This is a genomic window from Paraburkholderia lycopersici, from assembly GCF_900096975.1.
GTDB lineage: Bacteria > Pseudomonadota > Gammaproteobacteria > Burkholderiales > Burkholderiaceae > Paraburkholderia > Paraburkholderia lycopersici.
The window spans coordinates 33406-60360 of sequence record NZ_FMYQ01000025.1 but is presented as its reverse complement, the minus strand read 5'-3'; the positions used below and the strand labels follow the sequence as shown (position 1 = coordinate 60360).

Here is a 26955-nt window from a genome sequence, read left to right as displayed (position 1 = left end):
CGCCCCGAGATTCGCCCATGGCCCGCATTGTCCCCGACGACTGGCAGCATCTCGAAGCCACTGGCGCCGCCGCGCGCGAGCGCGAAACGCTCGCGACGCTCGCACGCGGCCTGCCGAACGGCTATACCGTCTATCACGGCGTGCACTGGACGCGCCTCTCAGAAGGCTTCTCGGTGTTCGGCGAGGCCGATTTCGTGATCGTCAGCCCGGCCGGGCGCGTGATGATCGTCGAGCAGAAAACCGGCTTTCTGCGCGAAACGCCCAGCGGACTCGTCAAGGCGTACATGCAGACCGAGCGCAATGTGGCGATCGCGCTGGCACGCACGGTGGAAGGGCTGCACCGGCGCTTCACGGCCGCGTTCGGCGCGGGTACCTATGTGCTCGAAGCGCTGTTTTATTGCCCCGACCATATAGTGCGCGAGCCGGCTATCGCGGGCGTGAATCCCGCGCGCATCGTCGACGCCACGCGCAAGGCGCAACTCGCCGCCATCGTGCTCCAGGCCATGCCCGCCGACGAGCCGCGCCTGCCCTGCGCCGCGAAAATCCACCACTTTCTCGCCGACGAACTCTCGCTTACGCCCGATACCAGTGCGCTCGTCGGCGCGGCGGGCACGCTCGTCACCCGGCTCGCGGGCGGCCTCGCCACATGGGCGCGGCGGCTCGAATTCGCGCCGTTCCGGCTGCGCGTGATCGGCACGGCGGGTTCGGGCAAGACGCAACTGGCCGTGCAGGTCATGAAGGACGCGGTGGCGCGCAGCGCGCGCACACTGTACGTGTGCTTCAACCGTCCGCTCGCCGACCACATTGCGAAGCTCGCGCCGCCCGGCGTGAAGGTGGCGACGTATCACCAGCTATGCGACTGGGTGGCGCGCGACGGCGGCCACGTGCCCGACTTCGACGGCCCCGGTGTGTTCGACGACCTCGCGCGGCGCTTTGGCGAGACGCCCATTGACGAGCGCTGGCGGTTCGACGTGCTCATCGTGGACGAAGGGCAGGATTTCCAGCAGGCGTGGGTCGGCGCGCTGGAGCGCCTGTTGCGGCCAGGCGCGGCATGGTGGTGGCTCGAAGATCCGCTGCAAAACCTGTATGTGCGCGAACCGGTCGCGCTGTCCGGCTGGACCGTGCTGCGCGAGAACACGAACTACCGCAGCCCGCGCGACATTCTCGCGTTCCTGCGCGATGTGGCCGGACCGACCGTGCCCGCCATCGCGCAGCTCGCGGCGGGCAGTCCGTTCGACGGCTCCGACGTGACGGTGGCGAGTTGGGACGAGCGCGAACCCGAGGCGGGCGCCGAGCCCGGCGTGGTCGCCGCCACCAAGCGCGCCATTACCCAGGCGCTTTCGCTCGGGTTTCGCAAGCAGGACATCGTCTTGCTCTCGTTTCGCGGTCGCGGGCACTCGCTTTTCACGACGCTCGATCAGCTCGGCCCGCACCGGCTGCGCCACTTCACGGGCCAATACGACCTGTTCGGAAACCCGCAATACCGCGAGGGCGACGTGCTGCTCGATTCGATCTACCGGTTCAAGGGCCAGTCCGCGCCGTGCGCGATCCTGACCGAGGTGGACTTCGAGGCCTTCGACGAGCGCGCCGCGCGCAAGCTTTTCGTCGGCGCGACGCGGGCGGCCATGAAGCTGATCGTGGTGGCTTCGCCGCGCGCCGCCAGGTTCATCGAGGGGCAGCGCGCGCCGCAGTGACGCCCGAGCCGTCAGCGCCAGGCCGAGGCGCCGATCAGCGTGCCGGTGCGCGTCTGGGCGTTCCACCAGATCACGCGCAAAAGCGGCTCGCTCTGGGCGATCAGGATGGCCTGCACCGGATCGCTTTCGATGAAATGCGTGACGCCGCAGCGAATCGCCGCCGCAGCCTTGTGCGCGGCCGCGCCCGCAGCCGTTTCGTCATGCTCGGGCGTGCGCATGATGAGTTCGGGATGCCCGAAGCCATGACGCTCCAGCCAGGCAAGCGTGTGCTCGCGATCCGTTTCCGGGCGCCCCGTGACGATCGCGCGTGCGCGCTTCATGTCGATGCCTGGCAGGCGCTCGAACGGCGCCGGTGCGTCGCGCCCGGCGAACGCCGTAGCGAGGTCTTCGTCGTGGCGCGCTAGCGGAACGTCCGGCGGCACAACTCCGTCGAGGTCAATCGCATAGACCGCATATTCGTGGTCGTCGGCCATGCGCGTGGCTTCGCCCTTGCCGTCGCCAGACCAGTCGGCGCGGTAACGGTCGGTGTAGGCCTGGCGCTCTCGCGGGAAGAGCGCGAAATAGGCGCTCGCGTCGATCGAATAATCGGGGCGCAAACGGCTCTGGTCGTCGTAGGCGCCGGTGAGCGTGCGCACGACGAGCCCGTGCTCGCTCAGGAAAGCGATGCAGTCCACGAGCGTGTGGCCGCGCCCCGCGATGTCCTCGCACAGCAGCACTTTCGAGCCGGGCTCGGGCAGCGGCAACGTGGAATCCCAGCGCACTTCGCGCGTGACGCGGTCGTAGCGCAGGAACGCGACGCTCGCGCCGGTTGCGTGCGAAACCATCAGCGCGAGCGGTGCGCCGCCGCGCAGAATGCCGACCACGATGGCGAATTCTTCCGCGATCAGCATCGGCCGGAGCGATTCGATCCAGTGATCGAGCTGTTCGTAAGTGAGCGGAACGACAGGTTTATCCATGGGTTGAAAAGGGGCGACGTACCGCGTGTTCGCGGCGTAAACAGTGCGTATGCCTACGCGCGTGTACGTGAACGAGACGTCTATTGTCAGTGCAAGGTTTGACGATATTATGCCTATGCTCGCCGGCCCCTGCTGCCGGACGGATGGAAGAAGCGGCGCTGCGGCGCGACACAACACGCAAGACACACGACGACGCGGGTTATCGCGCGAAAAGGGTTCGGGCAAACATGCGGGATTTCAAGGAATGGCCAGGCGGGCGGTGCCGGGGCGCCGCGCGGCCGCAGTTTGCGCGCGTGGCCGCGCCGGAGCGTTCGTTTTCGCTCGATGTGGCCGGCGAGGCGACGACGGGCAACGCGGCTCGCGCGGCGTATCACGTTGGCGCGGCGGTCGACTCGAAATTCGCGTGGCAGATCACGTCGATGACGATCAAGCGATGAGTGGCCGGTGATGCGAGGTCCGTGGCGACGTCTGTTGCAGGCATTGATCTGGGTGGCGGCGCTCGCGCCGCCCGTGGTGGCGGTCGGCTATCTGCTCTACGCGAATCTGCTCAACCCGCAGGTCGTGCAGCGTCTCACCGGCAACTACGACGGCCTGTACTGGGACGCCGCGCAGCTCCAGATCGCCTACGCGCGCTTCGAGAGCCAGTTGCTGATGTACGCCGACGGCATCGATCGCGATCTCGACAAGGTGCGACTGCGCTACGAAGTGCTGCGCTCGAAGCTCAACGTGATGAAGGGTTCGACGCGCTCGCTCGAAGCCTCGCCAGGGCTGGCGAAGCGCCAGGACGACGACCTGGCCATTCTCGACGCGACGATCTCGCCGTTCGAGGCCGAAATCGCGACGCTCGCGGAGTATCCCGAACGCGCGGGACCCATGCTGACGGCGCTCGACCTGCACTGGACCCAGGTCACCGATCTCGCGCTGAACCGGCGCTTCGCCGACATTACCGAGCGGGAGGCGATCCGGCACGACTTCATCGCCAAGCGTCGCGAGCTGTTCGCGGCGGGGCTCGTGTTGCTCGTGCTTTCGGCGGCGGCGGCTGTGCTGCTCGTCATGAACGGCTACCGGCGCACGCGCCTCTTGCACCAGCAGCACGCGGCGCTCGAAGCCGAGCACCAGGCCAGTCGCGCCGCGCGCGAGGCGAGCATGGCGAAAGACGCCTTCCTCGGCATGATCAGCCACGAGCTGCGCACGCCGCTGCACGCCATCGTCTCGTCGATCGAACTGCTCGGCTTCAACTCGCACTCGGACGCCGACCGCAAGGTGATCCAGCGGCTCGAAACCGCCGCGCGCCAGCTCGAGGCGCAGATGAAGGACCTCACCGATTACGCGCGCCTCGGCGCGGGCAAGCTCGAACTGCGTCAGGAGGAGTTCGCGCCGCGCGAGCTGCTGCAATCCATCGTCGACCAGAACGAGCAGGCCGCGCGCGCGCGCGGCCTCGTGTTCGAGCATGCGTGGGTGGGACCGGCGCGGCCCGTGCGCGCCGACCCGCACCGCATTCGCCAGATTGCCAACAACCTCGTCACGAACGCGATCCGCTACACGGAGCGCGGCAAGGTACGGCTCGAATTCGCGCTGAAGGCGCTCCCGCCCGCCACGGGACCCTCGGCGGCGAACGCGCCCGAGGCGGCCGGCGTCCACGCGCTCGTCATCGTCGTCAGCGATACCGGACCGGGCGTGGGGACAGAGCAGATTCCGCTCATCTTCAAGGAGTTCACGCAACTCGACACATCGCGCTCGCGGCGCTACGAGGGCGCGGGAATGGGGCTCGCGATCGTGCGCGGGCTGGTCGAGCTGTTCGGCGGCACGATCGAGACGCAAAGCCGCGTGGGCGCGGGCACGACGTTCACGGTGCGCATACCGGTCGCGCCGGTCGTGCCGCCGCTGGCCGCGGCCGTGGCCGAAGCGGCGCAGCCCGCGCTTGCGCCGCCGCAGGTGCTCGTCGTCGACGACAATCCGCTCGTGCGCGATTCGCTCTGCGAAATGGTCGCGCACATGGGCTGCGACGCGCTCGCGGCCGCCGATACCGGCAGCGCGCTCGCCCTGCTCGCGACCGTGCCTTGCGACGTCGTGCTGCTAGACCTGCACATGCCGGGACGCGACGGCTACGCCTTCATGGCGGGACTCGAAGCGGCGCGGGGCACGCTCGCGCTGCCTCGCGTGATCGCAGTGAGCGCCGACGTGGCGGGGCTCGCGGTGCTTCCCGACCATGCCGGCAATGCGCCGGGCGGCGAGGGCGCGCTGTTCTTCGACCGGCTCACGAAACCGGTGCACTACGAGGTGCTGCGCGCGGCGTTGCAGCGCGCGCTGACGGCGCCGCGCGCGGCGGCCTGAAGACGCGGAAAATCGGGGCTGAGCGGCCTTAGCCGCGATTGAGCCGCTTCGAGAGGTCGGCGACGAGAATCGCCATGCGCGCCGGTTTTTCGTAGCACGCCACGTTGTAGTGGCGCACGACCTGGCTGATCTCCGATTCGCTGGCCTTGCCGGTCAGCAGCTCGCCGGTGAGCACGAAAATGGGCGCGTCGGGGTTTTCAGAGGCGCGCACGGTGCGGATGGCCTCCGCGGATGTCTGGTTGCCGAACAGCCAGTCGATCACCACGCCGTCGAACACCTGGCTGTCCAGCGCTTCGTTGAACGCCGTGAGGCCGTACAGCGCCAGCGCGGCGTAGCCGCTGTGCTCGAGGTAGTCGCGCAGGTTGTCGGCCGAGGACTGGTCGTCGTCGACGACGGCGATCAGCGGCTTGTCGGATTCGGCGCGGCGCGGGTAGATCTCGATCTTGTGGACCTCGCGCGCGTTCTGGTACAGCGCGCCGTCCGGGCGCACGACGCGCCACTGGCTCTGCTTTTCGTAGGCGACGAAGTCGGGGCGGCTGCCGGCCTCGACAGGCGCGCCGATCCACGCGGTGCACGGCAGTTCGGCCGCACTCACGCAGAGGACCGCCTCCTGCGCGCTCGCGCCCACCATGCCGGGATCGAGCAGTTGCGCGCCAAAGAGCTGCCCTGCCGGTTCGCCGAACGCTTCGGCCACTTTCTTGATCTGGGCGAGCGTCCACGGGCTGTTGCCGCGCAGCTTGCGGTGCCCTTGCGAAAAGCTCAGGTCAAGAATCCGGCACAGCTCGGTCGTTTGCTGACGCTTGCCGATGCCATGACGGCTCATCAGCTCGCGTACGCGCTCCGCGACCGAGGCCGAGTCGGTTGTGTAGGCAACGTTCGACATACTGCTTCAGGGGGAAGTCGTGGATCCGGTTTCTGATTCGTCGTGCCGTGGCGCCATGAGTACCATGTAACGGGGTCTCGCCCGGTCTGCGCACGGAAGCACGATATTCTAAACGCATCATTTGCCAAATGATGGCGCTATTTCAGCGAAATGTAATTCGGCACCGAATGGAAGGAATGCTGGCGATTATCCGGCGCCGTTTACGCCGGGCTTACGACATTCGGCGGCGCGGGTGGACGCGGCGGCGCGCGCGAGGAAGACGCACCATTTTGAACGCCTGGCGTCCGCATGCGTCGAATCAACCATACTGCGACGGGGGATATTGCGTGGAAGACGTGAGCAGCGACGCGACGTGGCGGCATCGAGCCGTGCCGTATTACAGCCAGTGGGGGAGCGCCGCGTGGGTGGCGCCCATCGTCGAGCGCGGCGCGGACCCGTGCGACGACCCGCTGTGGCGCGCGAGCGGTTTTGCCGATGCGGACGACTATCGTTTCTGGGCGAAGCGCCTGTGCGGTCTCGCCTGTCTCGAATCGGCGCTCGACTACTGGGGCATCGCGCATGCGCCGCGCGCGCAACTGCTCGAAGCGGCGCTGCGCCACGGCGTTTACCGCATGCGTGACGATGGCGGCGTGGACGGCCTGATTTACCGGCCGTTTGCCGCGTGGGTGGAGGCCGCATTCGGTGTGCGCGTGGAGGTGATGACCGACGAGGGCATCGAGGCGAGCGCCGCGCGGCTCGACGCCAATACGCTGGCGATCGTTTCCGTGAGCGCCGAGATTCGCTACCCCGAGCGGGCCAGCGCGAGCCGGGGCGGCCATCTGATCCTGCTGCACGGGCGCGACGACGGCGGCGTGTGGTTCCACAATCCTTCCGGCATCGCGCCGTATCAGTCCGATGCGTGGCTGCCTTATGCGACCGTGGCGCGATTTCATGCGCGGCGGGGGATGGCGCTCACGCGGCCGCGCTGAGCGCGCGGCGCTCAAGCCGGCTGCAGGCCGCCCAACAACTGCCGCACCCGGGAGAGATCGCGATTGAGCGCGCCCGCGTCGTCGAATAGCGCCGCGAGCCAGTCGACGAACACCCGCACGCGCGGCGACACCTGGCGCGACTTCACGAACGCGACCGACACCGGCGTCGGCAGCGGCTTCCACTGCGGCAGCACCTCGACGAGCGCGCCGCTGTCCAGGTACGGCTGGGCGGCGAGCAGCGGCGGCTGAATCAGGCCGTAGCCCTGCAATCCGCAGGTGAGGTAGGCGAACTCGTCGGAAACATGCACGAAGCCGTCCACCTTCACCTTGGTCGGGCTGCCGTCCACCTCGAAGTCGAATTCGAAGGGGCGGCCGGTGAGCGGCGAGAGAAAATTGACGACCGGATGCCGCGCGAGGTCGTCGAGCGTTTCGGGCGCGTCATGCTGCGCGAGATAGGCCGGGCTCGCGCAGGTCACGTGCCCCAGCACGCCGAGACGCCGCGCCGCGAGCCCCGAATCGGGCAGCGCGCCGAGCTGGATGCTGCAGTCCACGCCTTCGCCGACGAGGTCGACGTTGCGCAGGCTCACGCCGATCACGAGGTCGATCTGCGGATAGCGCGCGTGGAAGTCGTCGAGCGCGGGCAGCACGATCGCGTTCGCGATCAGGCCCGGCATTTCCACGCGCAGCCGGCCGCCGATCGCGTCGGGCGACTGGCGCACGCTCGCTTCCGCATCGTCGATGTCGGCGAGGATCTGCGAGGCGCGCTCATAGTACACGGCGCCCTCGGGCGTGAGCGAAAGACGCCGCGTGGTGCGCACGAGCAATTGCGTACCGAGCAGCGACTCGAGGTTCTGCATGAGCGTCGTCGCGCTGGCGCGGGGCATGTCGAGCGACTGCGCGGCTTTGGTGAAACTGTTTGTGTCGACGATGCGGACGAACGTGCGCATCGCCTGGATGCGGTCGATCACGGGCGAACTCCTTCGGTTTTCGGGCTTTTGAACGAGATCCGCGCTGCAACAGGAACAGGTGAGCCGCGTAGTGCGTGAAGCGCTGCGCGGCGCCGGCGTCTCGCGGAAAGCGACGCGCGGCAGTCAAACGTCGATGACAGTTGTGTGGCGGCGCACATGGCGCCGGCTCGACTACGCAAGGCCGAAAAAAGAGGCCTCGAAGCGGAAGGGCTGGCGGGCCGTCCGGAACGGACGACCCGGCGGGGCAGGGCGTGCGGTCGGAATGCGGGGCCGCTTATTTGCGCAGCGAATCGAGATCGATCACGAAGCGGTACTTCACGTCGCTCTTGAGCATGCGCTCGTAGGCGTTGTTGATGTCCTGCATCGTGATCATTTCGATGTCCGACGTAATGCCATGCTTGCCGCAGAAGTCCAGCATTTCCTGCGTTTGCGCAATGCCGCCGATCAGCGAGCCCGCGAGACGCCGGCGCTTGAAGATCAGGTTGAACACTTGCGGCGACGGGTGATCGTGCTCGGGCGCGCCCACCAGCGTCATCGTGCCGTCGCGGCGCAGCAGCTCGATGAACGGATTGAGGTCGTGCTGCGCGGCCACCGTGTTGACGATCAGATCGAAGCTGTTGGCGTGCGCCTTCATCTGCTCGGGGTCCTTCGAGATCACGACTTCGTCGGCGCCGAGGCGCTTGCCGTCCTCGATCTTCGAAGGCGACGTGGTGAACAGCACCACGTGCGCGCCCATGGCATGCGCGAGCTTCACGCCCATGTGACCGAGGCCGCCAAGGCCCACGATGCCCACCTTCTTGCCGGGGCCCGCGCCCCACGTGCGCAGCGGCGAATACGTCGTGATGCCCGCGCACAGCAGCGGGGCGGCCGCGGCCGCATCGAGGTTTTCGGGCACGCGCAGCACGAAGGCTTCGTCCACCACGAGCTGCGTGGAGTAGCCGCCGTAGGTGACGTCGCCGCTCACGCGGTCGTTGCCGTTATAGGTGCCGACGAAGCCGTTCTCGCAATACTGTTCGAGGCCTTCGGCGCAGCTCGGGCAGGTACGGCACGAATCGACGAGACAGCCCACTCCGACCAGCTCGCCCACCTTGTACTTCGTCACGCCCTTGCCGACTTCGGCGACGCGGCCGACGATCTCGTGGCCCGGCACGACGGGGTACATCGTGTTGCGCCACTCGTTGCGCGCCTGATGCAGGTCGGAGTGGCACACGCCGCAGAACAGCACGTCGATACGGATGTCGAGCTCGCGCAGATCGCGGCGCTGGAATTCGAACGGGGCGAGCGGCGAAGCGGCGTCGCGGGCGGCATATCCGTAAGTTGGGTACATGGGTTGGCTCCTATGGTGCAGGGGTCTTGCATGGGTGTTGCGGCAGGGTTCCCATCGTAAGGATCGGGGCCCACCCAGGGAATACCTGAATCTATCGAAGACTTGCCTGATTCTCCTGGCGCGCCGCACGGCTGCGGGTTCGGTGATAGATTGGCAAGCCTGTTTCTCTGCCTGATCCATTCTTTTGGGGTACAACCGCAATGGTCTACGTCAAAACCCTTGCGGCGCCGGCCATAGCGCCGGCGGCCGCCGCCCAGGCCCGCACGGTCGACCTGCTCATGCAGATCACGCAGCGCGACGGCGTGCACGCCACGCCGATCGAAGGCGTGCGGCTCTTTCGCGGGAGCGAAAGCCATCCGCGCCAGCCCGTCATGTACGAGCCGAGCATCTTCATTGTTTGCCAGGGGCGCAAGCGCGGCTTTCTCGGCGACCAGGTGTTCATTTACGACGCGCAGCAATATCTGGTCCTTTCCGTGCCGATGCCCTTCGAGTGCGAAACCGAGGCGAGCCCGGAGAAGCCGATCCTCGCGATATCGATCCGCATCGATCTCACGACGGTCGCCGAGCTGCTCATGGCGCTCGACGACCCGCGCCGCGCCGTGTCCGAGCCGTCGGGCATCTACGCCACGCCGCTCGACGCAACGCTCTCGAACGCCGTGCTGCGGCTGCTCGAAGCGCTCGCGCAGCCTTATGAGGCGCGCATACTCGGGCCGTCGATCGTGCGCGAGATCTGTTATCGCGTGCTCATGGGCGAGCAGGGCGACGCGATCCGCGCGGCGCTCACGCATCAGCATCAATTCGGGCGTATTGCGAAGGCGCTGCGGCGCATTCACACCGACTACCACGGCGACCTCGACGTCGAAACGCTCGCTTCCGAAGCGGGCATGAGCCTTGCCGTCTTTCATGCGCACTTCAAGGCCGTCACCTCGACATCGCCGATGCAGTACGTGAAGACTACGCGCCTGCATCATGCGCGCCTCCTCATCACGCACGACGGCATGAACGTGAGCGCGGCGGCAACCCGCGTGGGTTATGAAAGCGCGTCGCAGTTCAGCCGCGAGTTCAAGCGCCTGTTCGGCATGAGCCCCGCCGACGAAATGCGCCGCGCACGCGCCGCCGCGCAGGCAGCCGCGCCGCGGGTGGAGACCGTTGCGCCGCGCTACGTGACGGCAGTGTGATGTTTCCCGCGCCCGCTGCGGCGCCCGCTTCGTACGTCGAAGCAATGACCGGAGGATGACAACGCCATGAAGCCGTGCCTGCTGGTCCTGATCCCGCTGACCGAAAGCGACCGCACCGAACTCGACGGGCGGTTCGAGGTCATTTACGCGCCCGATCCGGATGCGCGTGCGCAAGCGCTCGCGCGGCGCGGCAAGGACGTGCGCGTCGTCCTCACGAACGGCACGACCGGCCTCACTGCCGAAGAAATCGATGGCTTGCCCGCGCTCGAGCTCGCTGGCGCGCTCGGCGCGGGCTACGAAAATCTCGCGCTCGACTACGCGCGCGAGCGCGGCATCGCGCTGTGCAACGGCGCGGGCGTCAACGCCGATTGCGTGGCCGATCATGCGCTCGCGCTGCTGCTCGCCGCGGTGCGCGCGGTGCCGCAGTTCGACGCGGCGTGCCGGACGGGCGTCTGGCGCGATGCGCTGCCGATGCGCCCGACGGTGACGGGACGCAGGCTCGGAATTGTCGGCTACGGGCACATCGGCGAGAAGGTGGCGCGGCGCGCGGCGGGCTTCGGCATGGAGCTCGGCTATCACAACCGCCAGCCGCGCGAAGACGCGCTGGCGCGCTATTTCGAGAGCGTGCTGACGCTCGCGCAGTGGAGCGATTTTCTCGTCATCGCGACGCCGGGCGGCGCACAGACGAAGCATCTGATCGATCGCGCCGTGATCGACGCGCTCGGGCCGCAGGGCTTTCTCGTCAACATATCGCGCGGCAGTGTGGTCGACACGGCCGCGCTCGCGGTGGCGCTGAAGAACGGCGCGCTGGGCGGCGCGGGACTCGACGTGTACGAAGGCGAGCCGCAGCCGCCCGCCGCGCTCATCGGGCTCGACAACGTCGTGCTCACGCCGCATGTGGCTGGCTCGTCGCCCGACGTGCGCGCGGCCACGGTGCGGCATTTCGCCGAAAACGCGGCGCGGCATTTCGCGGGCGAGGCGTTGCTCACGCCGCTTTGAACGCGCGCCGTCGTCTTTTCGGCGGTCACGGCCAACTTCATTGCCGTTTTGTGTCTGCCACCGCGCAAGGGGGACGTCGGCGCATGCCGTATCATCCGGTCTATGCGAGCGAGAGTCGCCGCTGGCGCGGCTGCGAACGGCGAGAACGGCCATGAACCTGGCGCGAGAGCGTGCCCTCCACACATGAGCACGAAAACCAGGCGGGGATTTCGAGGGCTCGAAAATGGATACGCTGATCGGGGCGCTGCATGCGCATGCAGCCCACGTGGTGAACCGCTTTTACGAGGAGCTGGGCCGTCTGCCCAAGTCCCGTCGCATTCTCGAAATGCTCTCGGGCGTGGAACTCGCGCATTTGAAGGCGCGCCAGATCGAGAACCTCCTCGCGCTCGCCGATCTTCGCCTGACCGCGCACGATCAAGCGGAAATGGCGCAGCGTATCGGCCGCATCCATGCAATCGTCGGGCTCGACAAGGAAGAGCTCGTGCGCAGCCGCGGCATTCTTCAGGAACTGCTGTACGCGGCGGTCGGCCGCGCCGTGAGCGCGCAGCAACTCTCACTTTACGCGCGCCGGCTCACCTCCGATCTCGCGTGGCAACTGAAGGCCTATCAGCGCGTGCAGGATTCGCAGCAGGAAGCGCTGTTGCGCATCACGCGCCTCGTGTGGGAAGCGGGCAGCTACACGAATTTCATCGACCAGGTGATCGCAACGCTGGCGGCGCACGACGAAGTCGCGGCCTGCGCCATCGGCCGCCCCGACGAAGCCGGCATCTTTCACTTCGAGGCAGGCACGGGCGGCAAGACAGGCAGCATGCTGAACGTGCTCACCGCGCACGACCAGGAAATCAGCGTGCGCGCCGATCATCCGCAGGGGCAGGGGGCCATCGGGCGCGCGTGGCGCAGCGGCAAGCCCGAGCGCGTGGTCAACTACCAGACCGATCCGCTGGTCGCGGCCTGGCGCGGTCTCGCGGCGCGCGAGGGCGTGCGCTCGGCGGTGGCGATTCCGCTGGCGGCGCCCGGCCAGCCGCCGCTCGCCGTGCTGAGTCTGTACAGTGCGTTTCCGGGCGGCTTCGTCGGGCCGGATCAGGTGGCCTTTGTCGACCTCCTGCAGACGTTGCTGGGGTGCGCCGCGACGCGCATTCCGGCCCACGACGGCATGAGCGCCGCAGTGCCGGTAAGCGTGCGGCAGCACCGGGCGGCGCTCGTGCGTACCGGCGCGCTGGAAATGCACTATCAGCCGCTGATCGATCTCGCGACGGGCAAGACCGTCAAGGTGGAAGCGCTGGCGCGCCTGCGCGACGGCGAGCGCCTTCTGGTGCCCGACGAGTTTCTCTCGGCGCTTGCCTCTGACGATCTGCTGGCGTTGTTCACGCGCGGCATCGACGAGGCGCTCGCGGACCGCACGCGCTGGTGCGCCGAGGGCCACCAACTGGAGGTGTCGATCAATCTGCCGCCGGCGGCGCTAAACGACATCCGCTATTTCGAGGCCACCCGCACCGCGCTTGCGGCGCACGCTTGTCCGCCGGCCAAGCTCACGCTGGAAGTTCTGGAGAACGAATCATTTTCGCTGAGCCATGGGCGGCGCGCGATTCTCGCGAAGTTTCGTGGCCTCGGCGTACTGCTCGCTCAGGACGATCTCGGCGCGGGGCATAGCGGCCTCGCGCGCCTGCGCGAGCTGCCGTTCGACTGGATCAAGTTCGACCGCGAGATGGTGAAGGTGAGCGGCCGCGACGCGTTGGACACGCTCCGCGTGATCTACCAGTTGACGCGCCTCGGGCATTCGCTGGGCAGGCTCGTGCTCGCCGAAGGCATCGACACGCTCGACCTGCTCCATGCGCTCGCCATTCTCGGCGTGGATGGCGCGCAGGGCTATTGCATTGCGAAGCCGATGGAAGGCGCGCGCCTGCTCGAATGGCTCGACCGGACGCCGCCGTTTCTGGCGCTTGCGAATGCCGAACGCGACCCTTGGGACGAGAGCCTGCTTGCACGTCTTGCGCGCTTCCTGATCTGGGAAGAGCGCATGCTCATGATCGCCGCCGTTCCCGAGGCGGCGCAAGAGGTACTGCACGCGTTGACGCGGGACGCCGGCGAAGGCGACAGTGTCCCGATCGCGCAATCGCTGTCCGGACTGGACGGCATCCTGCCCGCCGGACAGCAGCGCGACGCGTTGCGTCGAGAGGTTGTGGGTGCGCTGTTGACCGAAGGCCCCAACAGCGAAGCATGGCGCAATGCGCTGCGCGGGCTGATCGAGGCCATCGCCGCGACCGCGTAGGGGCGGGCGGCAGAGCGCCGCTCGCCCCTACGCGCCAGCGCTATTCCGGCAACGCCAATGCGACATCGGCTTGCGTGGCCGACGACTGCTTGCGCTGCAGGACGGCGATACAGACGAGCGAGATGGCCGCGAGGGCGCTATAGAACAGCGCGAGCGGCCACCACGCGCCGGGGTAGTCGTGCGCGAGCAGCGTGCCGATTAGCGGCGTGAGACCACCGGCAAGCGCCGCGCAACATTGATAGGAAACCGAAATAGCGGAATACCGCACGCGCACCGGGAACGCATTCGTCATGAAGCCCGCCATGACCGCGTAGGAACTGCACATGCACATCACCGCGATCGCAATGCCAACCACGATCGCTACCGGTCGCCCCGTCGAAACGAGCACGAACATCGGGTAAGGCGAGATCATCGCGAGCGCGGCCGCGACGACGAGGAAGCGACCCGCGCCCACACGCTGCGCGAACCAGCCGGAAAAGAGCTGCGTGAACAGCTGGATGAACGCGACGACGAACAGGCAGTCGAGAATCAGGCCGCGGTCGAGCCCGAGGGTCTGCGTCGTGTAGTTCAGCATGAAAGTGTTGACGAACCACGCGCCCGCCACGCCGATCACGTTCGCGCCGAGGCACAGCAGCACTACGCGCCACGAGTCGCGCAGCACTTCGAGAATCGGCATCGAAGCGGTGCGGCGCTGTGTTCTGATGGCTTCGAATTCGGGCGACTCGTTCACGCCCGAGCGGATCAGCAGGCCCACCACGAGCAGCACCGCGCTCGCGATGAACGGCAAGCGCCAGCCCCAGGAAAAGAGCGCGTCCTGGTCAAGGTGCGCGACGCTGCGAAACGCGAGCAACGCGAGAATCAGTCCCGCAGGGCTGCCAAGCTGCGCGAAGGAGGCGAGGAAGGTGCGTTTTTCTTTCGGAGCATGCTCCCCCGCCATCAGCACCGCGCCGCCCCATTCGCCGCCAATCGCAATGCCCTGGGCGATGCGCAGCAGCACGAGGAGCGCAGGCGCGAGCGCTCCCGCGCTCGCGTAGGTCGGCAGGAATCCGATGCCGACGGTGCCGACGCCCATGATCAAAAGCGTGGCGACGAGCGCCTTTTTGCGGCCGATACGGTCGCCCAGATGCCCGAACACAAGGCCGCCGAAGGGTCGTGCGAAAAAGCCCACGGCGAAGGTGCCGAACGAAGCGAGCGTGCTGTAGAACGGCTCATGGGAAGGGAAGAACAGCTTGCCGAAAATGAGCGCCGAAGCGGTCGCATAGATATAAAAATCGTACCACTCGATCGTGGTGCCGACGAAGGCGGCGAGCGAGGCGCGGGCGGGCTGGCGCGCGGCGGTGCCGGTTTGGCTGGTCATGCGTGTCTCCTTGATCTCGGGTTGAGCCGGCTTGGGCCGGTCTGTATTCCGGTGTTACGTTGCGGTTTGATGAAACGCTATGCGCTTACACTCGTTTCGGTATCCTTGACGATGCCGGCTTCAAAAAGCCGCTGCTGGGTCGCGGCGTCGATGCCGAGTGCGTCCATGACCGCGCGCGTGTCGGCGCCGAGTGCGGGCGGGCGCGTGCGATAGGTCGGCGGCGTTCGCGAGAGCTTCACGGGCGCGCCGGTGCCGCGATAGCCTTCCATCTCGACGATCATGCGGCGGTGCCGCGTATGGGGATGCGCCGCTACGGCATCGACGGTCTGCACCGGACCGCACGGCACGCCGGCCTGGATCAGGTCGCGCGCGAGCGGCTCGCAGTCGTACGCGGCGAGCCGTGCTTCGAGCGCTGCCTTGAGTTCGGGCCGGTGCGCGCAGCGGCTGCGATTGTCGGCGAAGCGCGGGTCGGCGGCGAGATCGGGCACGCCCAGGTGCGCGCAGAGCTTGGCGAACTGCCGGTCGTTGCCGACGGCGAGGAAGATGGGCGCGCCGCCCGTGGCGTAGCTGTCGTAGGGCGCGATGTTCGGGTGCGCGTTGCCGCTGCGCTGCGGCGTGCGCCCGTTGCCGAAATAGTTCGGCAGATGCGGGTGCAGCAGCGACACCCCGCAATCGTAGAGCGCGATGTCCACCGACTGCCCGAGGCCGCTTTTTTCGCGTTCGGCGAGCGCGAGCAGAATGCCGGCGAGCGCGTTTAGCCCCGTGACCATGTCGACGATCGGCAGGCCGATGCGCAGCGCGGGGCCGTCGTGCTCGCCGTTCACGCTCATGAGGCCCGCCATGGCCTGGATTACGGCGTCGTAACCGGGCAGACCGCCGAGCGGGCCGTCCGCGCCGAAGCCGGAAATCGCGCAATGAATCAGGCGCGGAAAACGCGGGCGCAGGTCGCGCTCGTAATCCATTCCCCAGCGCGCGAGCGTGCCGGGCTTGAAGTTCTCGACGAGCACGTCGGCGCCTTCGAGCAGTTGCCAGAGAATCGCGCGGCCTTCTTCACGCGAAAGATCGACGGCGATGCCCCGCTTGTTGCGGTTTACGCCCACGTAGTACGAGGCGGTGTGGCCGACGAAGGGCGGGCCCCAGCCTCGCGTTTCGTCGCCGTCGGGCGGTTCGAGCTTGATGACCTCGGCGCCGTGGTCGGCGAGCGCCTGGGTGCAGTACGGGCCGCCGAGCACGCGGCTCAGGTCGATCACGCGCAGGCCGTGCAGCGCACCGGTCACCTTGATCGATTCGGCATCCTTGATGATATTCATCGTGTGCGGCCTCACCGTGCGGGCATCAGTTGCATGGCCTGATCCAGTTGCAGCGCCCGCTCGTCCACGAGCGCGCGCAGCGTTGCGGCGTGTGAATCGCGCTCGTCCAACGCTAGCGGATCGCGCGGAAGCAGCTTGTGACGCACGAGCAGATGCGCGAGCGCGAGGCGGCGGTAGTCGGCGTCGCTGCGAGAAATTCGTGCCGCCTCGCAAGCCATGAAGGCCGCCGTGGTGGCGTGATAAAGCGCGCTCGCGGCCTGGCGCACCGATTCGTCGCGGCCGCATTCGGCCACGCTCGTGAGCGCTTCGCCGGCGCGGTCGAACACGCCGCCCAGCAGCGCCGCGCTCGTTTCCGGCAGCCCGCTTTCGTCTAGCTCCGCGTGCACGTACCGCGCGAGCGCGTCGAGCGCGCCTTCCCGTTTCGCCGCGCGCGCCACGTCGAGCGCAACGATATTGCTCGTGCCTTCCCAGATGGAGCCGAGGTGTGCGTCGCGCACGAGGCGCGGGTCGCTCCATTCCTCGATATAGCCCGCGCCGCCGCGCACCTCCATGGCGTCGCCGGTTACGCGGCGGGCGTCGCGGCAGGCGCGGAACTTGACGAGCGGCGTGAGGATGCGCACGCACCTGGCCGCGATCTCATTGCCTTGATCGGCGCGCGCCAGCAGCATGGCGATGCGCATGAACATCGAGCGCGCCTGCTCGGCGGGCAACATCATCTTGAGCAACTGGCGCTGCATCAACGGCATTTCGATCAGCTTGCGGCCGAAGGCTTCGCGATTGCGCGCCACGTGCAGCGCCTCGGTCACCGCGCGGCGCATGAGACCGGCCGCGCGCACGCCGTTCGAAAGCCGTGACATGTTGATCATGTCGGCCATCTGATGAAAGCCGCGGCCCACTTCGCCGATCAGATACGCCTGCGCGCCTTCCAGCACGATCTCGCCGCTTGCCATCGAGCGGCTGCCGAGCTTGTCCTTCAGGCGCACGATGCGATACGTGTTGCGCGTGCCGTCGGGCAGCGTCTTCGGAAGCAGGAAGAGCGCGAGGCCCTTGATGCCGGGGGGCGCGTCGTCGGGGCGCGCGAGCACCATCGCGAGATCGGCGTCGGCGTTCGAGCAGAACCACTTGTCGCCGTAGAGACGCCAGACGTCCTCGCCGCGTTTGTCCTGCGTGCGGACCGCCCGCGTGGCGATGCGCGCGACGTCGGAGCCGGCCGCCTGCTCCGTCATGAACATCGCGCCTTGATAGAGCGAGTCGAAGTCCTGTGAGGCGAGCACCGGCAAATAGCGCGCGATGAGTTCGGGCGAACCGAAGCGGCGCAGCGTGCGCGTGAGCGAGTCGGTCATGCTCACCGGGCAGCACAGGCCGAATTCCGCCTGCACGAACAGGTAGGTGAGCGCGTATTTGACGAGCGGCGCCGGCGCGTTCTCGCGATGACTCATGGCCGCGAGCCCGAGCTCCGCGTAAGCGACGCGTTCGAGCGCGACGTAGTCGGGATGCTTCGCGATGCGCTGGGTCGCTTCGCCGCGGCGCGTGCGCTGCTCGAGCGCGGGCGGATGCTTGTCGGCGACGAGGGCGAGCGCGTCGAGTTCGTCCGAGGCGCGCTGGCCGAGCGCGACGAGTTGCGTTTCGATCGCGCCGAAAGCGGCGTCGCCGAGGTAGCTGCGCAGAAGGGGCGCGAAACCGGGGTCGCTCGTGTAGAAGTTGATGCCGCGGCTGTCGGGAATGTTAGCCGAGCCGCAAGCCGCTGTGGCGAAGGCGGGACGATCGCTCATCGGGGGTGTCTCCGGTTTGGATTGGTTCCTGCGGCCTCGGCTCTTGCGAGCGGGCGGCAGTGCGATTCGGCGTAGCTTAGGCGCGGCATCGATAACGGTCCAATACAACCGATCTCATGTACGATAAGCACCATCTATCGATAACCCGGCAGAAGGACCCGCCATGGAGCTCAAGCAACTGCGCTATTTCGTGGCCGTCGCCGAGGAACTGCATTTCGGCCGCGCCGCACGCCGGCTCTTCATTTCGCAGCCGGCGCTGAGTTTCGATATCCGCAAGTTCGAGGAGCAGCTAGGCGTGCAGTTGCTCGAGCGCACGAACCGGGCCGTCGCGCTGACGAATGCGGGCAATGTATTGCTGGAAGAAGCGCGGCGGCTGCTGGAGCAGGCCGAGGAGGTCCGGTGCATCGCGGCGCGCTCCGCACATGGGCTTGCGGGGCGGTTGCGCATCGGCTTCGTCAATTCGATGCTTTATCGCGGGCTGCCGGAGGCGGTACGGCGTTTCGAAGTCGATCATCCGGCCGTAGAGGTAGTGCTGCGCGAAATGAACACCGCCGAGCAGGTACAGGCGCTGCAGCGTTTGCAAATCGATCTTGGCTTTGCGCATTGGGGGCGTTTCCCGGCGGAAGTGCGGTCGGATGTGCTGTTTTCCGAGCCCTTCCTTTGCTGTTTGCCGGAGGGGCATCGGCTCGCACGCAAGCGGCGCATCGAACTCGCGACGCTCGCGCGGGAGCCGTTCATTCTCTTTCCGCGCTCGGTGTCGCCGCACTATCACGATCAGATCATCGCGACTTGCGTGGAGGCGGGCTTCAGTCCGCAGATCCGTCACGAGGCGCGGCTCTGGCAAACCGTCGTGACGATGGTGGAGTTCGGCATGGGCATTGCGCTCGTGCCGGCCGCGCTCGGGGCCGCCGGCGGCGCGCGCGTGGTGTTCCGGCCATTGGCCAGCAATCCTTACGAATCGCAGGTGCTCAGGCTCGTGCGCGCCGGCGAGGCCAATGCGCTGGCGCAGGGGTTTGCGTCTTGTCTCGCGGGGCGCGAGGAAGGCGGGGCCGGCGCCGCCCCGCCTCGCAAATGAGGTCGAAACGTCAACCGCAAGACCCGATTTCTCCGCAAGCCGTGCAGAAGTCGCAACCGTCCTTGCGGATTACGGCATTTGCGCCGCACGAGCCGCACTTGCGGCCGAGCATCGCGTGAGGAACGGCGTGCCGCGCGTCGGCGGGCAGCGCGTTGTCGCTTTTCAGCACCGGGTCGCCGTGATGCCGCGCGGGGCGCGTCGTGTCCACGCTAGCTGTCTGGGCGTCGCCGGCAAACGGTGAGGCAAGCGCGCCGTCGCGCCGCTGCGCGAGCAGCCTCGACGGCACCTGGCGGCCCTCGGCGTCGAGAAAGCCGCGACGGTGCAGGATCTGCTGGATCGCATAGGCGATGGCCGCGACTTCCGAGTCGTGCCACAGCGGTATGCGACGCCCATCCAGGCGCTGCGTCTCGCCATAGCGCACCTGGCCGCGGTCCCACGAGACCTTGCGCAAGTCCTGCAGATTGCGCGCGACGAACCCGCCGCGCGCCGCGAGCGAAAGCGAGCGCATGGTCGCCGTGATCCATTGCTGCGATTCGTCGCGCTGGCCCACGGGAATGAAGAACTCGATGGGCCGCTCGATCGTCACGGGTTCGCCGCCCACCTGGCCCGTCACTTCGAGGAACGACACGGCCACATAGAGCGACACCTTGCCCGTCTGCGTGATGTACTCGATCTTCTCGATCACCGCGGGCAGCTCGCCCTTGGGCCGATGGTCGATCGCCACGCGCAGCGGGTCGAGCAGCGCGTCGCCGAGCGCGTCGTCGGGCGTCGTCGCGACCGGCGGCAGCGTTTGCAGCACCGCGCCGAGCGTTTCGTTCGGCCGGTAGGTCGCGAGACCTTTAAGGCCGCGCTGCCATGCGTCGAGATAGAGATTCTCGAAGTCCTCGAACGGATAATCGGCGGGTACGTTGACGGTCTTCGATATCGACGTGTCGACATAGGGCTGCACGGCCGCCATCATCGCCACGTGCTCCTGCGCGCTCATTTCCAGCGCGCTCACGAAATACGCGGGCAGCGCGTTCACGTCGCCGCCCAGCTCGCGGTATACGCGCCAGGCGTGGTCCTCGACATTGAACGTCTCGCGGCTGCCGTCGGCCATGCGGCGCGTGCGCTGATAGGTCCACGAGAACGCGGGCTCGATGCCGTTCGACACGTTGTCGGCGAATGCGAGGCTCACGGTGCCCGTGGGCGCGATCGACAGCAGATGGCTGTTGCGGATGCCGTGCGCGCGAATCTCAGCCTTGAGGTCGTCGGGCAGACGCGAGGCGAACGTGCCTTCTTCGAGGTAGGTATCGGCGTCGAAGAGCGGGAACGCGCCGCGCTCGCGCGCGAGCTCGACCGAGGCGCGATAGGCGGCGTCGCGCATCGTGCGTCCCACGCGCGCGCCGAATGCGCAGCCCTCGGGCGAGTTGTAGCGGAGGCCGAGCATCACGAGCGTGTCGCCGAGCCCCGTGAAGCCCACGCCGATGCGCCGCTTGGCCGCCGCCTCCGCCTGCTGCTCGGCCAGCGGCCAGAGCGTCGCGTCGAGCACGTCGTCGAGAAAGCGCACCTGGGTGCGCGTGCGCTCGGCGAGCGCGTTCCAGTCGAAGTCCGCGCTCTTGCGTTCGCCGCCGCGCAACTGCGCGAACGGCTCGATCACGAAGCGCGAGAGGTCGAGCGGCCCGAGGTTGCAGCAGCCATAGGCGGGCAACGGCTGCTCGCCGCACGGGTTGGTCGCGCGGATGGCTTCGATCGCGCGCAGGTTGTTGTCCTCGTTCATGCGCGAGATGAACACCACGCCCGGCTCGGCGACGTCGTAGGTCGAGCGCATGATGGCGTCCCACAGCGCGCGGGCGCGCATTTCGGTGTAGACCCACAGGCCGTCGTCGCGGCGATGCAGGTCGCCCGAGGCGCGCAGCGCGGGCGACGGTTCTGCGCGATGCACGAGTTGCCAGGGCGCGTCGTTTTCCACGGCGCGCATGAATTCGTCGGTTACCGCGACCGAGACGTTGAAGTTGTTCCAGCGTCCCTTCGAATGCTTGGCCTCGATGAATTCCGGCAGGTCCGGGTGATCGCAGTCGAGCACGGCCATCTGCGCGCCGCGCCGCGCGCCCGCGCTTTCCACGGTGCGGCACGAGGCGTCGAACACGTCGATATAGCTGCACGGGCCGGAGGCGCTCGACCCCGTCGATTTCACGAACGCGCCGCGCGGCCGGATGGCCGAAAAGTTGTAGCCGACGCCGCCGCCGCGCCGCATGGTCTCGGCGGCCTGCAGCAGCGCGACGTAGATGCCGGGGCGGCCCTGATCGTCCACGCCCTGGATGCTGTCGCCCACGGGCTGCACGAAGCAGTTGATCAACGTGGCTTCGATGCCGGCGCCCGCCGCGCTCATGATGCGGCCCGCGCCGAGCGCGCCGTTGCGCAGGTTGTCGACGAAACGCGCCTCGACCTCGGCGCGCAGTTCGGGCGGCTCGACCTGCGCGACGCCGCGCGCGACGCGGCGATAGATGTCGTCGGCGGTCTGCTCGTCGCCTTTCGCGTACTTTTCGAGCATCACGTCGAGCGAAAACTGCTGCGGGGGAAACGGGAGCGGGGGCGTGTTTTCTGCCATGTCGGCCTCAGAAAGCGCCGCGCGGGCGGCGGTTGACGCGCGGCGGCGATGCCGCGATCGCTCAACCTTACCCCAGCGGCGGGCGGCGTGCACGGCGGCGCATGGGCGCAGACGGTGCGTGTGGACATGGCGGCGCCGGGTGCGGGTCTGCGGTTACACTGCTACGCCCGTAGAGGCGCGCTCGCAACGAGGAGAGAGGATGACGAACGAGATGGCGCAGGCGGCGCCCGTGATCTACCGCGACACGGTGCGCGCGGAGTGGGTCGATTACAACGGCCACTTGCGCGACGCCTTTTACATGCTGATCTACAGCTACGCGACCGACGCGCTGCTCGACGCCATCGGGCTCGACGCGGCGCAGCGCGAGGCGCGCGGCCGCTCGATGTACACGCTGGAGGCCCACCTGAACTATCTGCACGAGATCAAGGAGGGCGTGCCGGTGCGCGTCGAAGTCCGGGTGATCGAACACGATGCGAAGCGCGTGCGCGTGTATCTGGAGATGTTCGCCGACGACCTCGCCGGTCAGGGCGCGGTGCCCGTTTCGGCGAGCGAGCAACTGTTGTTGCATGTGGACCGCTCGGGCCCGCGCGCTGCGCCCTTCGACGCCGACGTGCTCGCGCGCGTGGCGGCGTTATGCGCCGCGTCGGCGGACTTCACGCCGCGCCATGCCGCGCGGGTCATCGCCCTCGGGCCTCGCGCGGGCCGGTGAGGCGCCGGGCGCACAATCTGCGCGATGGGGGTGTGGCTTCCGGGCGCAAACGCCGTCGCGCGTGCAGGCGCACAAAGGCTTCGGTACACTGCGCCGAGCCTTTGCGGCCCTTTTCGTCCCGGGTCGTCGGCTTCGCGAGGCGGCGTCGGGTTGCGGGGTCGTTCAGTCTGCTGCGATGAGGTCGCCGAACACTTCGGCCGCGATCATCACGGAGGCGTTCAGCGGCGCAGGACGTTCGGCCGGCTTGAACACGGCGTCGCCGCGGCGGATCTTGCGGCGCGACACGGCGCAGGTGCCCGACGAATGCGCCGAGCGGCGCCGCCAGCGCTGCTCGCCATAATGACAGCGCCCCGGTTCGACCCAGCGGATCACGAGCGCCGTGTCCGTCTGTTCGAGTATTTCGATGCGCTCACCGTTGGCTCCGTCAAGCGAGAGGCACGCTTCTTTCTTCATTGTCGGCTCCGAAAGTGGGTTGCCGCGAATGTAGTCCTGCGCGCTGACAAGTGCCATTGTGTCGCCGTTGAAACACCATTCCATAATCGGCAACAATTGCCCTGCGAGACGTTGCGATTCACGAAGGAATGGGGGTTTGCGGCCGATCGGGTGCGACATCTCGAATTTGTGCAACGCACTGTTGTGCATGGCGAGACATCGGAGGCAGCGAAAACGGCCGCCTGGAGGGGCCTTCGAGGAAGGGACGGAACGGCCGGCGCGGATGGGGATCTGAAGAAAAGCTGGCCGGCGCGGCATCGTTGCCGCACTGCGGCGCCTCTCAATCCGAGCGCCTGTTTTTGAATTTTCCCGAGGTTACATGATTCATCGTCCGCCTGCTCCGAACTCCGCAAACGAACAGAAAATCCAGCGCGCCGCTTCCGCGGTGCTGTTCGCCACGCTCGTGCTGCTGGCGCTGTGGATCGTGCGCGAGTTCCTGCCCGCCATTGCATGGGCGAGCGTGTTCGCCATCGTGCTGTGGCCTGCCTATCAGGCGATCGAGCGTCGTGCGTGGTTCAGGGGCCGCAAGACGCTGATCGCCACGTTGCTCACGGTCGCGGTCGGGTTGCTCGTGCTGTTGCCGATCGCGGTCACGGCGATCCGGGCCGGCGGCGAGGCGCACGAGCTCTACCTCTGGTTGCACGACGCCCAGGAGAATGGCGTGCCGGTGCCCGACTTCGTTGCTCGCCTGCCTGTGGGCAGCCGCCAGGTGAGCGACTGGTGGCAGGCGAACCTGGCCCAGCCGCTCAAAGCTTCCCCGGCGATGAAGAGCCTTCATGGCGACACCATCGTCTCGTTCGGGCGGCACTTCGGCGCGCGCGCCGCCCACGCCACGATGACGTTCGGCTTCATGCTCGTCACGTTGTTCGTGATCTTCCAGGCGGGCCCGCGCCTTTCCGCGACGGTAATGCGCGGCGCGCGCCGTGCGTTCGGCGCCGACGGCGCGCAACTGCTGCAGCGCATGGCCGCCGCCGTGCGCGCGACGGTCACGGGGCTCGTGGTCGTCGGGCTGGGCGAGGGCATACTGCTGGCTGCGGCGTATATCGCGACCGGCGTGCCGCACGCGGCGCTGCTCGGCACCGTCACCGCCATCGCGGCCATGTTGCCGTTCTGCGCGCCCATTGTGTTCTGCGCCGCGGCGCTGTGGCTCGTCATCCAGGGCTCGCTGGTCGCGGCCGCTGTGCTCGCGGTCTGGGGCGTCGTGGTGGTGTTCGTCGCCGAGCATTTCGTGCGGCCCGTGCTGATCGGCAATTCGACGCGCCTGCCGTTCCTGCTCGTGCTGTTCGGCATCCTGGGCGGGGCGACGACCTTCGGGCTCATCGGCATCTTCATCGGCCCGGCGCTCATGACCGTGCTGATGGTGCTTTGGGCGAACTGGGCCGAGTGAGCGTTTCCGGTTGCAGGCGGGGCGGCCCGACCGCGCCGGGCGCGCCTCGCGACCCGCTCAGCGCACGCAGGCGAGCGTGTACTTGAGCGCGGCCGGCAGCAGCTCGCGCCAGACCGGCCACACATGCCCGCCGTCGACGATGCGCAGCGCCGCCGGATTGCCCGCCTCGCGCAGCCGCGTGTAGAGCAGCGACGCCTCGGCCTGGATTACGAGGTCGTCGTCGCCGGCGGCGATGAAGAACGGCACGCGCCAGGGCCGGGCGAAATACGGCCGCCAGAGCGCCGGATAGTTGAGCGTGCGCCAGATTTGCGCGTCGAACTGGTGATCGCCGAACACACCCACAGAGCGCGCCGCCGAACTCGGCGGCGGGTCGCCCGCGTAGACCGCGGGCGAGAGCAGCAGCGTTCCGCAGAACATGTCCGGGTGCTCCAGCGTGTAGCGCAGCGCGCCGAATCCGCCCATCGACACCCCGCCGATCGCGCGTCCGTCACGACCCTCGGCCACCGTGAAGTGCGTCTCGATTTCGGGCAGCAGGTCCTGGAAGAACGCCGTCTCCATCTTTTCCTTGCGATCGACATACCAGTCGGTGCCGCCTTGCGGCATCACGATGACCACGGGCGGTATTTCGCGGCGGGCGATCAGCGTATCGGCCGTGGTCTGGATCTGGCCCTGCGTGACCCAGTCCATCGGCGCGCCGTTGTTGCCGTGCAGGAGATAGAGCACCGGATAGCGGCCCTGGTCCGCGCGATAGCCGTTCGGCAGGTACACCACGTAGGGCCAGTCGCGATTGAGCGCCCGCGCATGGAACGTGCGGACCGCGATCGTGCTCGCCGCAACTGGCGCGGCCGGCGTGACGAGCGCCGCGTACGAGAGCGCGAGCGGGAGCAGCGCGGTTCGAAGGAATCTGCGCATGGCAGGTGCGTCGGGTCGAGGAGGGCGCCGGCGGCGCGGGGTCATCATGCTAGCAGCCGTCCGTGCGCGCCGGAAGCCGTTGCGCACGGTGGCGCGCAGGCGACGGCGAGGCGCGCTGTGCGTATCAGGCGGAGGCTTTGGCGCGCGAGGGCAGCAGTCGCCTGAGCGGGTCGGACGCGCGCACGACGAGCAACAGTGCGCCGATCGCCACGGCGTCGGCGACGAGGCCGGCCGGCACGTCCAGATAGCCGTCGGTGTACCAGTAGAGCACCGAGTCGACCGTGAGCGAAATCACGGCGCCAGCCACGAACGCGAGCATCCCCTTGCGTCCGACGAGGCCCACCCACGGCAGCGCAAGCGCGAGCCGCTTCGCCCAGCCGAGGCGGACGACGTGCGCCGCGAGCCACCCGATGCCGGCGAAGTTGAGCACGCGGAACCACGCGAGGTTGCGCTTGAAGTCGCCGTCGAGCACGACGTTGCCGAGCTGCAGGCGATAGATGGCGGCGCCGGCCACAACCATGAGCGCGGCGAGCGTGACGAGCGAGCCGAGACGGTGCGCGCTCACGCGCTGGAACACGGGCTGCGCCTGCGCGATCACGCCCAGTACGAACATGAGTTGCCAGCTGAACGGGTTGAAGTCCCATTGCACGTCTTCGACGTGCGGCAGCCACGGCGCAGCGTGCGGTGCGACGCCCCAGAGCGCGAGGCTCGCGGCCAGCAGCAGCCACGGCCGCGCGCGGGCGAGCGGCAGTGCGAGCGGGGCGGCAAGGGCGAAGCAGGCGTACATGGGCAGCACGCCGGCCAGATACGGCTGACGGCGCAGCAGCACGATGTCGCGCAGCGCGGCGGCGGGCGCGAGCGTGAGATCGTCGAGATCGGTGGTGGCGAGATTGGGCGCGTCCACGTTGCACGCGACGAGGAGCGCGGTGACGAGCAGCATCAAAAGGGCGGTGACGACGAATGCCCGATAGATCTCGAATGCGCGCTTGATGAAGCGCTGCCGGGCAGCGGCCTCGGTGCGGCGCGCGCAGAGCGCGGCCCACGCGGTGGCCGTGGCGAAGCCGCCGAGGAAGACGAACACTTCGGCGGCGTCGCACAGCGCGTAGGCGTGCAGCGTGACGCGCGAGAGGATGCTGCCGCCAATGTGGTCGACGACGATGATGAGCAGGACGAGGCCGCGGAAGAAATCGAGTTCGACTAGACGCTTGGATGACTGTGACATGTTGAAGCAGCAGGCCAGGCCGGCACGGGGCGCATGAAGCATGCAAGGCAGCTCGATGCTGCCGATGGACCGGACGGGCGGACGCTGGGGGTGCCTACCAGGAAATCAGAATTCGGGGAGTTCGCGAGTCGCCGGGGCTGGAACCGTGAAGCGGCCGCCGGAGTGGCCGCATGACAAGCCCAGGAAAAGACCTGATGAATATGCAAGGGTTCCCGTAAGCCGGGGCTTGCGCTTGACGGGGGCGATACTACCGCAATTTCAAATGGCTTTCAGTGCGCACGCCTGCGCTTCAAGTTTCCGTGAGGCATGCCGATAAGCCGGAAAGGGGCGTGATCGGGTCGGCGCAGAGCGTTCTTTGCGCCCTTTTCAGCGTTTTAATGGGGCACGAATTCGCGTAATTAACATTTGTATCAGAGTGTTGTCCCTGGGCTGATCGAGGGGGATTGCGCTTTACAATGCCGGATCGATTTTGAGATGGCACGTTCGTTCGTTAAGTTGACGATGGCGTGCGTTAGATGTTTATCGTTCGAAATGCAATCAATTTAGATGCGGA

At 67.6% G+C, this 26955-nt stretch carries 21 protein-coding genes; 10 read left to right on the top strand and 11 right to left on the bottom strand.

The window, feature by feature from the left end; translation table 11 throughout:
• Positions 1–17 precede the first annotated feature (17 nt).
• Complete coding sequence (locus BLU17_RS23610; RefSeq protein WP_092002108.1) at positions 18–1694, top strand: ATP-binding domain-containing protein; 1677 nt, start codon at positions 18–20, stop codon at positions 1692–1694.
• 11 nt (positions 1695–1705) lie between these two features.
• Here BLU17_RS23610 and BLU17_RS23605 read toward each other — a convergent pair whose 3' ends face one another.
• Positions 1706–2650 (bottom strand): phosphoribosyltransferase, encoded by a 945-nt coding sequence (locus tag BLU17_RS23605; RefSeq protein ID WP_092002105.1) that lies wholly within the window; start codon positions 2648–2650, stop codon positions 1706–1708.
• A 227-nt stretch (positions 2651–2877) separates the two neighbouring features.
• Here BLU17_RS23605 and BLU17_RS23600 point away from each other — a divergent pair, with 227 nt between their 5' ends.
• Positions 2878–3087, top strand: a complete 210-nt coding sequence (locus BLU17_RS23600) for a hypothetical protein (RefSeq protein WP_143189327.1) — start codon at positions 2878–2880, stop codon at positions 3085–3087.
• A gap of 10 nt (positions 3088–3097) precedes the next feature.
• Positions 3098–4984 carry an ATP-binding response regulator gene (locus BLU17_RS23595; RefSeq protein WP_176929181.1) on the top strand — a complete coding sequence of 629 codons (1887 nt, stop codon included), beginning with the start codon at positions 3098–3100 and terminating at the stop codon, positions 4982–4984.
• 28 nt (positions 4985–5012) lie between these two features.
• On the opposite strand, the gene BLU17_RS23590 is transcribed toward BLU17_RS23595, so the two are convergent.
• Positions 5013–5867: a helix-turn-helix domain-containing protein gene (locus BLU17_RS23590; protein WP_092002100.1), complete on the bottom strand. Its 855-nt coding sequence runs from the start codon at positions 5865–5867 to the stop codon at positions 5013–5015.
• 326 nt (positions 5868–6193) lie between these two features.
• Between BLU17_RS23590 and BLU17_RS23585 the strand changes: the two genes are divergently transcribed.
• Positions 6194–6835 carry a C39 family peptidase gene (locus tag BLU17_RS23585; protein ID WP_245746998.1) on the top strand — a complete coding sequence of 214 codons (642 nt, stop codon included), beginning with the start codon at positions 6194–6196 and terminating at the stop codon, positions 6833–6835.
• An 11-nt stretch (positions 6836–6846) separates the two neighbouring features.
• Here BLU17_RS23585 and BLU17_RS23580 read toward each other — a convergent pair whose 3' ends face one another.
• Entirely contained in the window at positions 6847–7803 is a 957-nt protein-coding gene (locus BLU17_RS23580; protein ID WP_092002094.1) for a LysR family transcriptional regulator, read from the bottom strand.
• A 274-nt stretch (positions 7804–8077) separates the two neighbouring features.
• A complete protein-coding gene (locus BLU17_RS23575; protein ID WP_092002091.1) occupies positions 8078–9130 on the bottom strand; it encodes an NAD(P)-dependent alcohol dehydrogenase in 1053 nt (350 codons plus the stop codon).
• Positions 9131–9330: 200 nt separating this feature from the next.
• Here BLU17_RS23575 and BLU17_RS23570 point away from each other — a divergent pair, with 200 nt between their 5' ends.
• The 3 genes from BLU17_RS23570 to BLU17_RS23560 all read left to right on the top strand — a co-directional run bounded on the left by BLU17_RS23570 (position 9331) and on the right by BLU17_RS23560 (position 13576).
• Positions 9331–10308, top strand: a complete 978-nt coding sequence (locus tag BLU17_RS23570; protein ID WP_092002088.1) for an AraC family transcriptional regulator — start codon at positions 9331–9333, stop codon at positions 10306–10308.
• A 66-nt stretch (positions 10309–10374) separates the two neighbouring features.
• Positions 10375–11307 (top strand): 2-hydroxyacid dehydrogenase, encoded by a 933-nt coding sequence (locus BLU17_RS23565; protein WP_092002085.1) that lies wholly within the window; start codon positions 10375–10377, stop codon positions 11305–11307.
• Between the two features lie 223 nt (positions 11308–11530).
• Positions 11531–13576: an EAL domain-containing protein gene (locus BLU17_RS23560; RefSeq protein ID WP_092002082.1), complete on the top strand. Its 2046-nt coding sequence runs from the start codon at positions 11531–11533 to the stop codon at positions 13574–13576.
• Positions 13577–13616: 40 nt separating this feature from the next.
• On the opposite strand, the gene BLU17_RS23555 is transcribed toward BLU17_RS23560, so the two are convergent.
• The 3 genes from BLU17_RS23555 to BLU17_RS23545 form a co-directional block, all read right to left on the bottom strand.
• Positions 13617–14933 carry an MFS transporter gene (locus BLU17_RS23555; protein ID WP_092002078.1) on the bottom strand — a complete coding sequence of 439 codons (1317 nt, stop codon included), beginning with the start codon at positions 14931–14933 and terminating at the stop codon, positions 13617–13619.
• Positions 14934–15010: 77 nt separating this feature from the next.
• On the bottom strand, positions 15011–16243 hold the full coding sequence (locus BLU17_RS23550) for a CaiB/BaiF CoA transferase family protein (RefSeq protein ID WP_092002075.1): 1233 nt from the start codon (positions 16241–16243) through the stop codon (positions 15011–15013).
• 11 nt (positions 16244–16254) lie between these two features.
• Entirely contained in the window at positions 16255–18015 is a 1761-nt protein-coding gene (locus BLU17_RS23545; protein WP_092002071.1) for an acyl-CoA dehydrogenase family protein, read from the bottom strand.
• 163 nt (positions 18016–18178) lie between these two features.
• Between BLU17_RS23545 and BLU17_RS23540 the strand changes: the two genes are divergently transcribed.
• A complete protein-coding gene (locus BLU17_RS23540; RefSeq protein ID WP_092002069.1) occupies positions 18179–19090 on the top strand; it encodes a LysR family transcriptional regulator in 912 nt (303 codons plus the stop codon).
• Between the two features lie 10 nt (positions 19091–19100).
• Here the strand turns inward: BLU17_RS23540 and BLU17_RS23535 are convergent, their stop codons facing one another.
• The gene (locus BLU17_RS23535) at positions 19101–21680 is read right to left on the bottom strand and encodes an adenosylcobalamin-dependent ribonucleoside-diphosphate reductase (protein ID WP_092002066.1); all 2580 of its coding nucleotides are present in this window, start codon (positions 21678–21680) and stop codon (positions 19101–19103) included.
• Between the two features lie 199 nt (positions 21681–21879).
• Between BLU17_RS23535 and BLU17_RS23530 the strand changes: the two genes are divergently transcribed.
• On the top strand, positions 21880–22389 hold the full coding sequence (locus tag BLU17_RS23530) for a thioesterase family protein (RefSeq protein WP_245746997.1): 510 nt from the start codon (positions 21880–21882) through the stop codon (positions 22387–22389).
• 162 nt (positions 22390–22551) lie between these two features.
• Here the strand turns inward: BLU17_RS23530 and BLU17_RS23525 are convergent, their stop codons facing one another.
• Positions 22552–22842 carry a DUF3331 domain-containing protein gene (locus tag BLU17_RS23525; RefSeq protein ID WP_092002265.1) on the bottom strand — a complete coding sequence of 97 codons (291 nt, stop codon included), beginning with the start codon at positions 22840–22842 and terminating at the stop codon, positions 22552–22554.
• 358 nt (positions 22843–23200) lie between these two features.
• Between BLU17_RS23525 and BLU17_RS23520 the strand changes: the two genes are divergently transcribed.
• Complete coding sequence (locus BLU17_RS23520; RefSeq protein WP_092002063.1) at positions 23201–24268, top strand: AI-2E family transporter; 1068 nt, start codon at positions 23201–23203, stop codon at positions 24266–24268.
• Positions 24269–24325: 57 nt separating this feature from the next.
• On the opposite strand, the gene BLU17_RS23515 is transcribed toward BLU17_RS23520, so the two are convergent.
• Together BLU17_RS23515 and opgC are read right to left on the bottom strand one after the other, a co-directional pair.
• Entirely contained in the window at positions 24326–25180 is an 855-nt protein-coding gene (locus BLU17_RS23515) for an alpha/beta hydrolase (RefSeq protein WP_092002060.1), read from the bottom strand.
• 124 nt (positions 25181–25304) lie between these two features.
• The gene (gene opgC, locus BLU17_RS23510) at positions 25305–26402 is read right to left on the bottom strand and encodes an OpgC domain-containing protein (protein WP_092002263.1); all 1098 of its coding nucleotides are present in this window, start codon (positions 26400–26402) and stop codon (positions 25305–25307) included.
• Between the last annotated feature and the right edge of the window lie 553 nt (positions 26403–26955).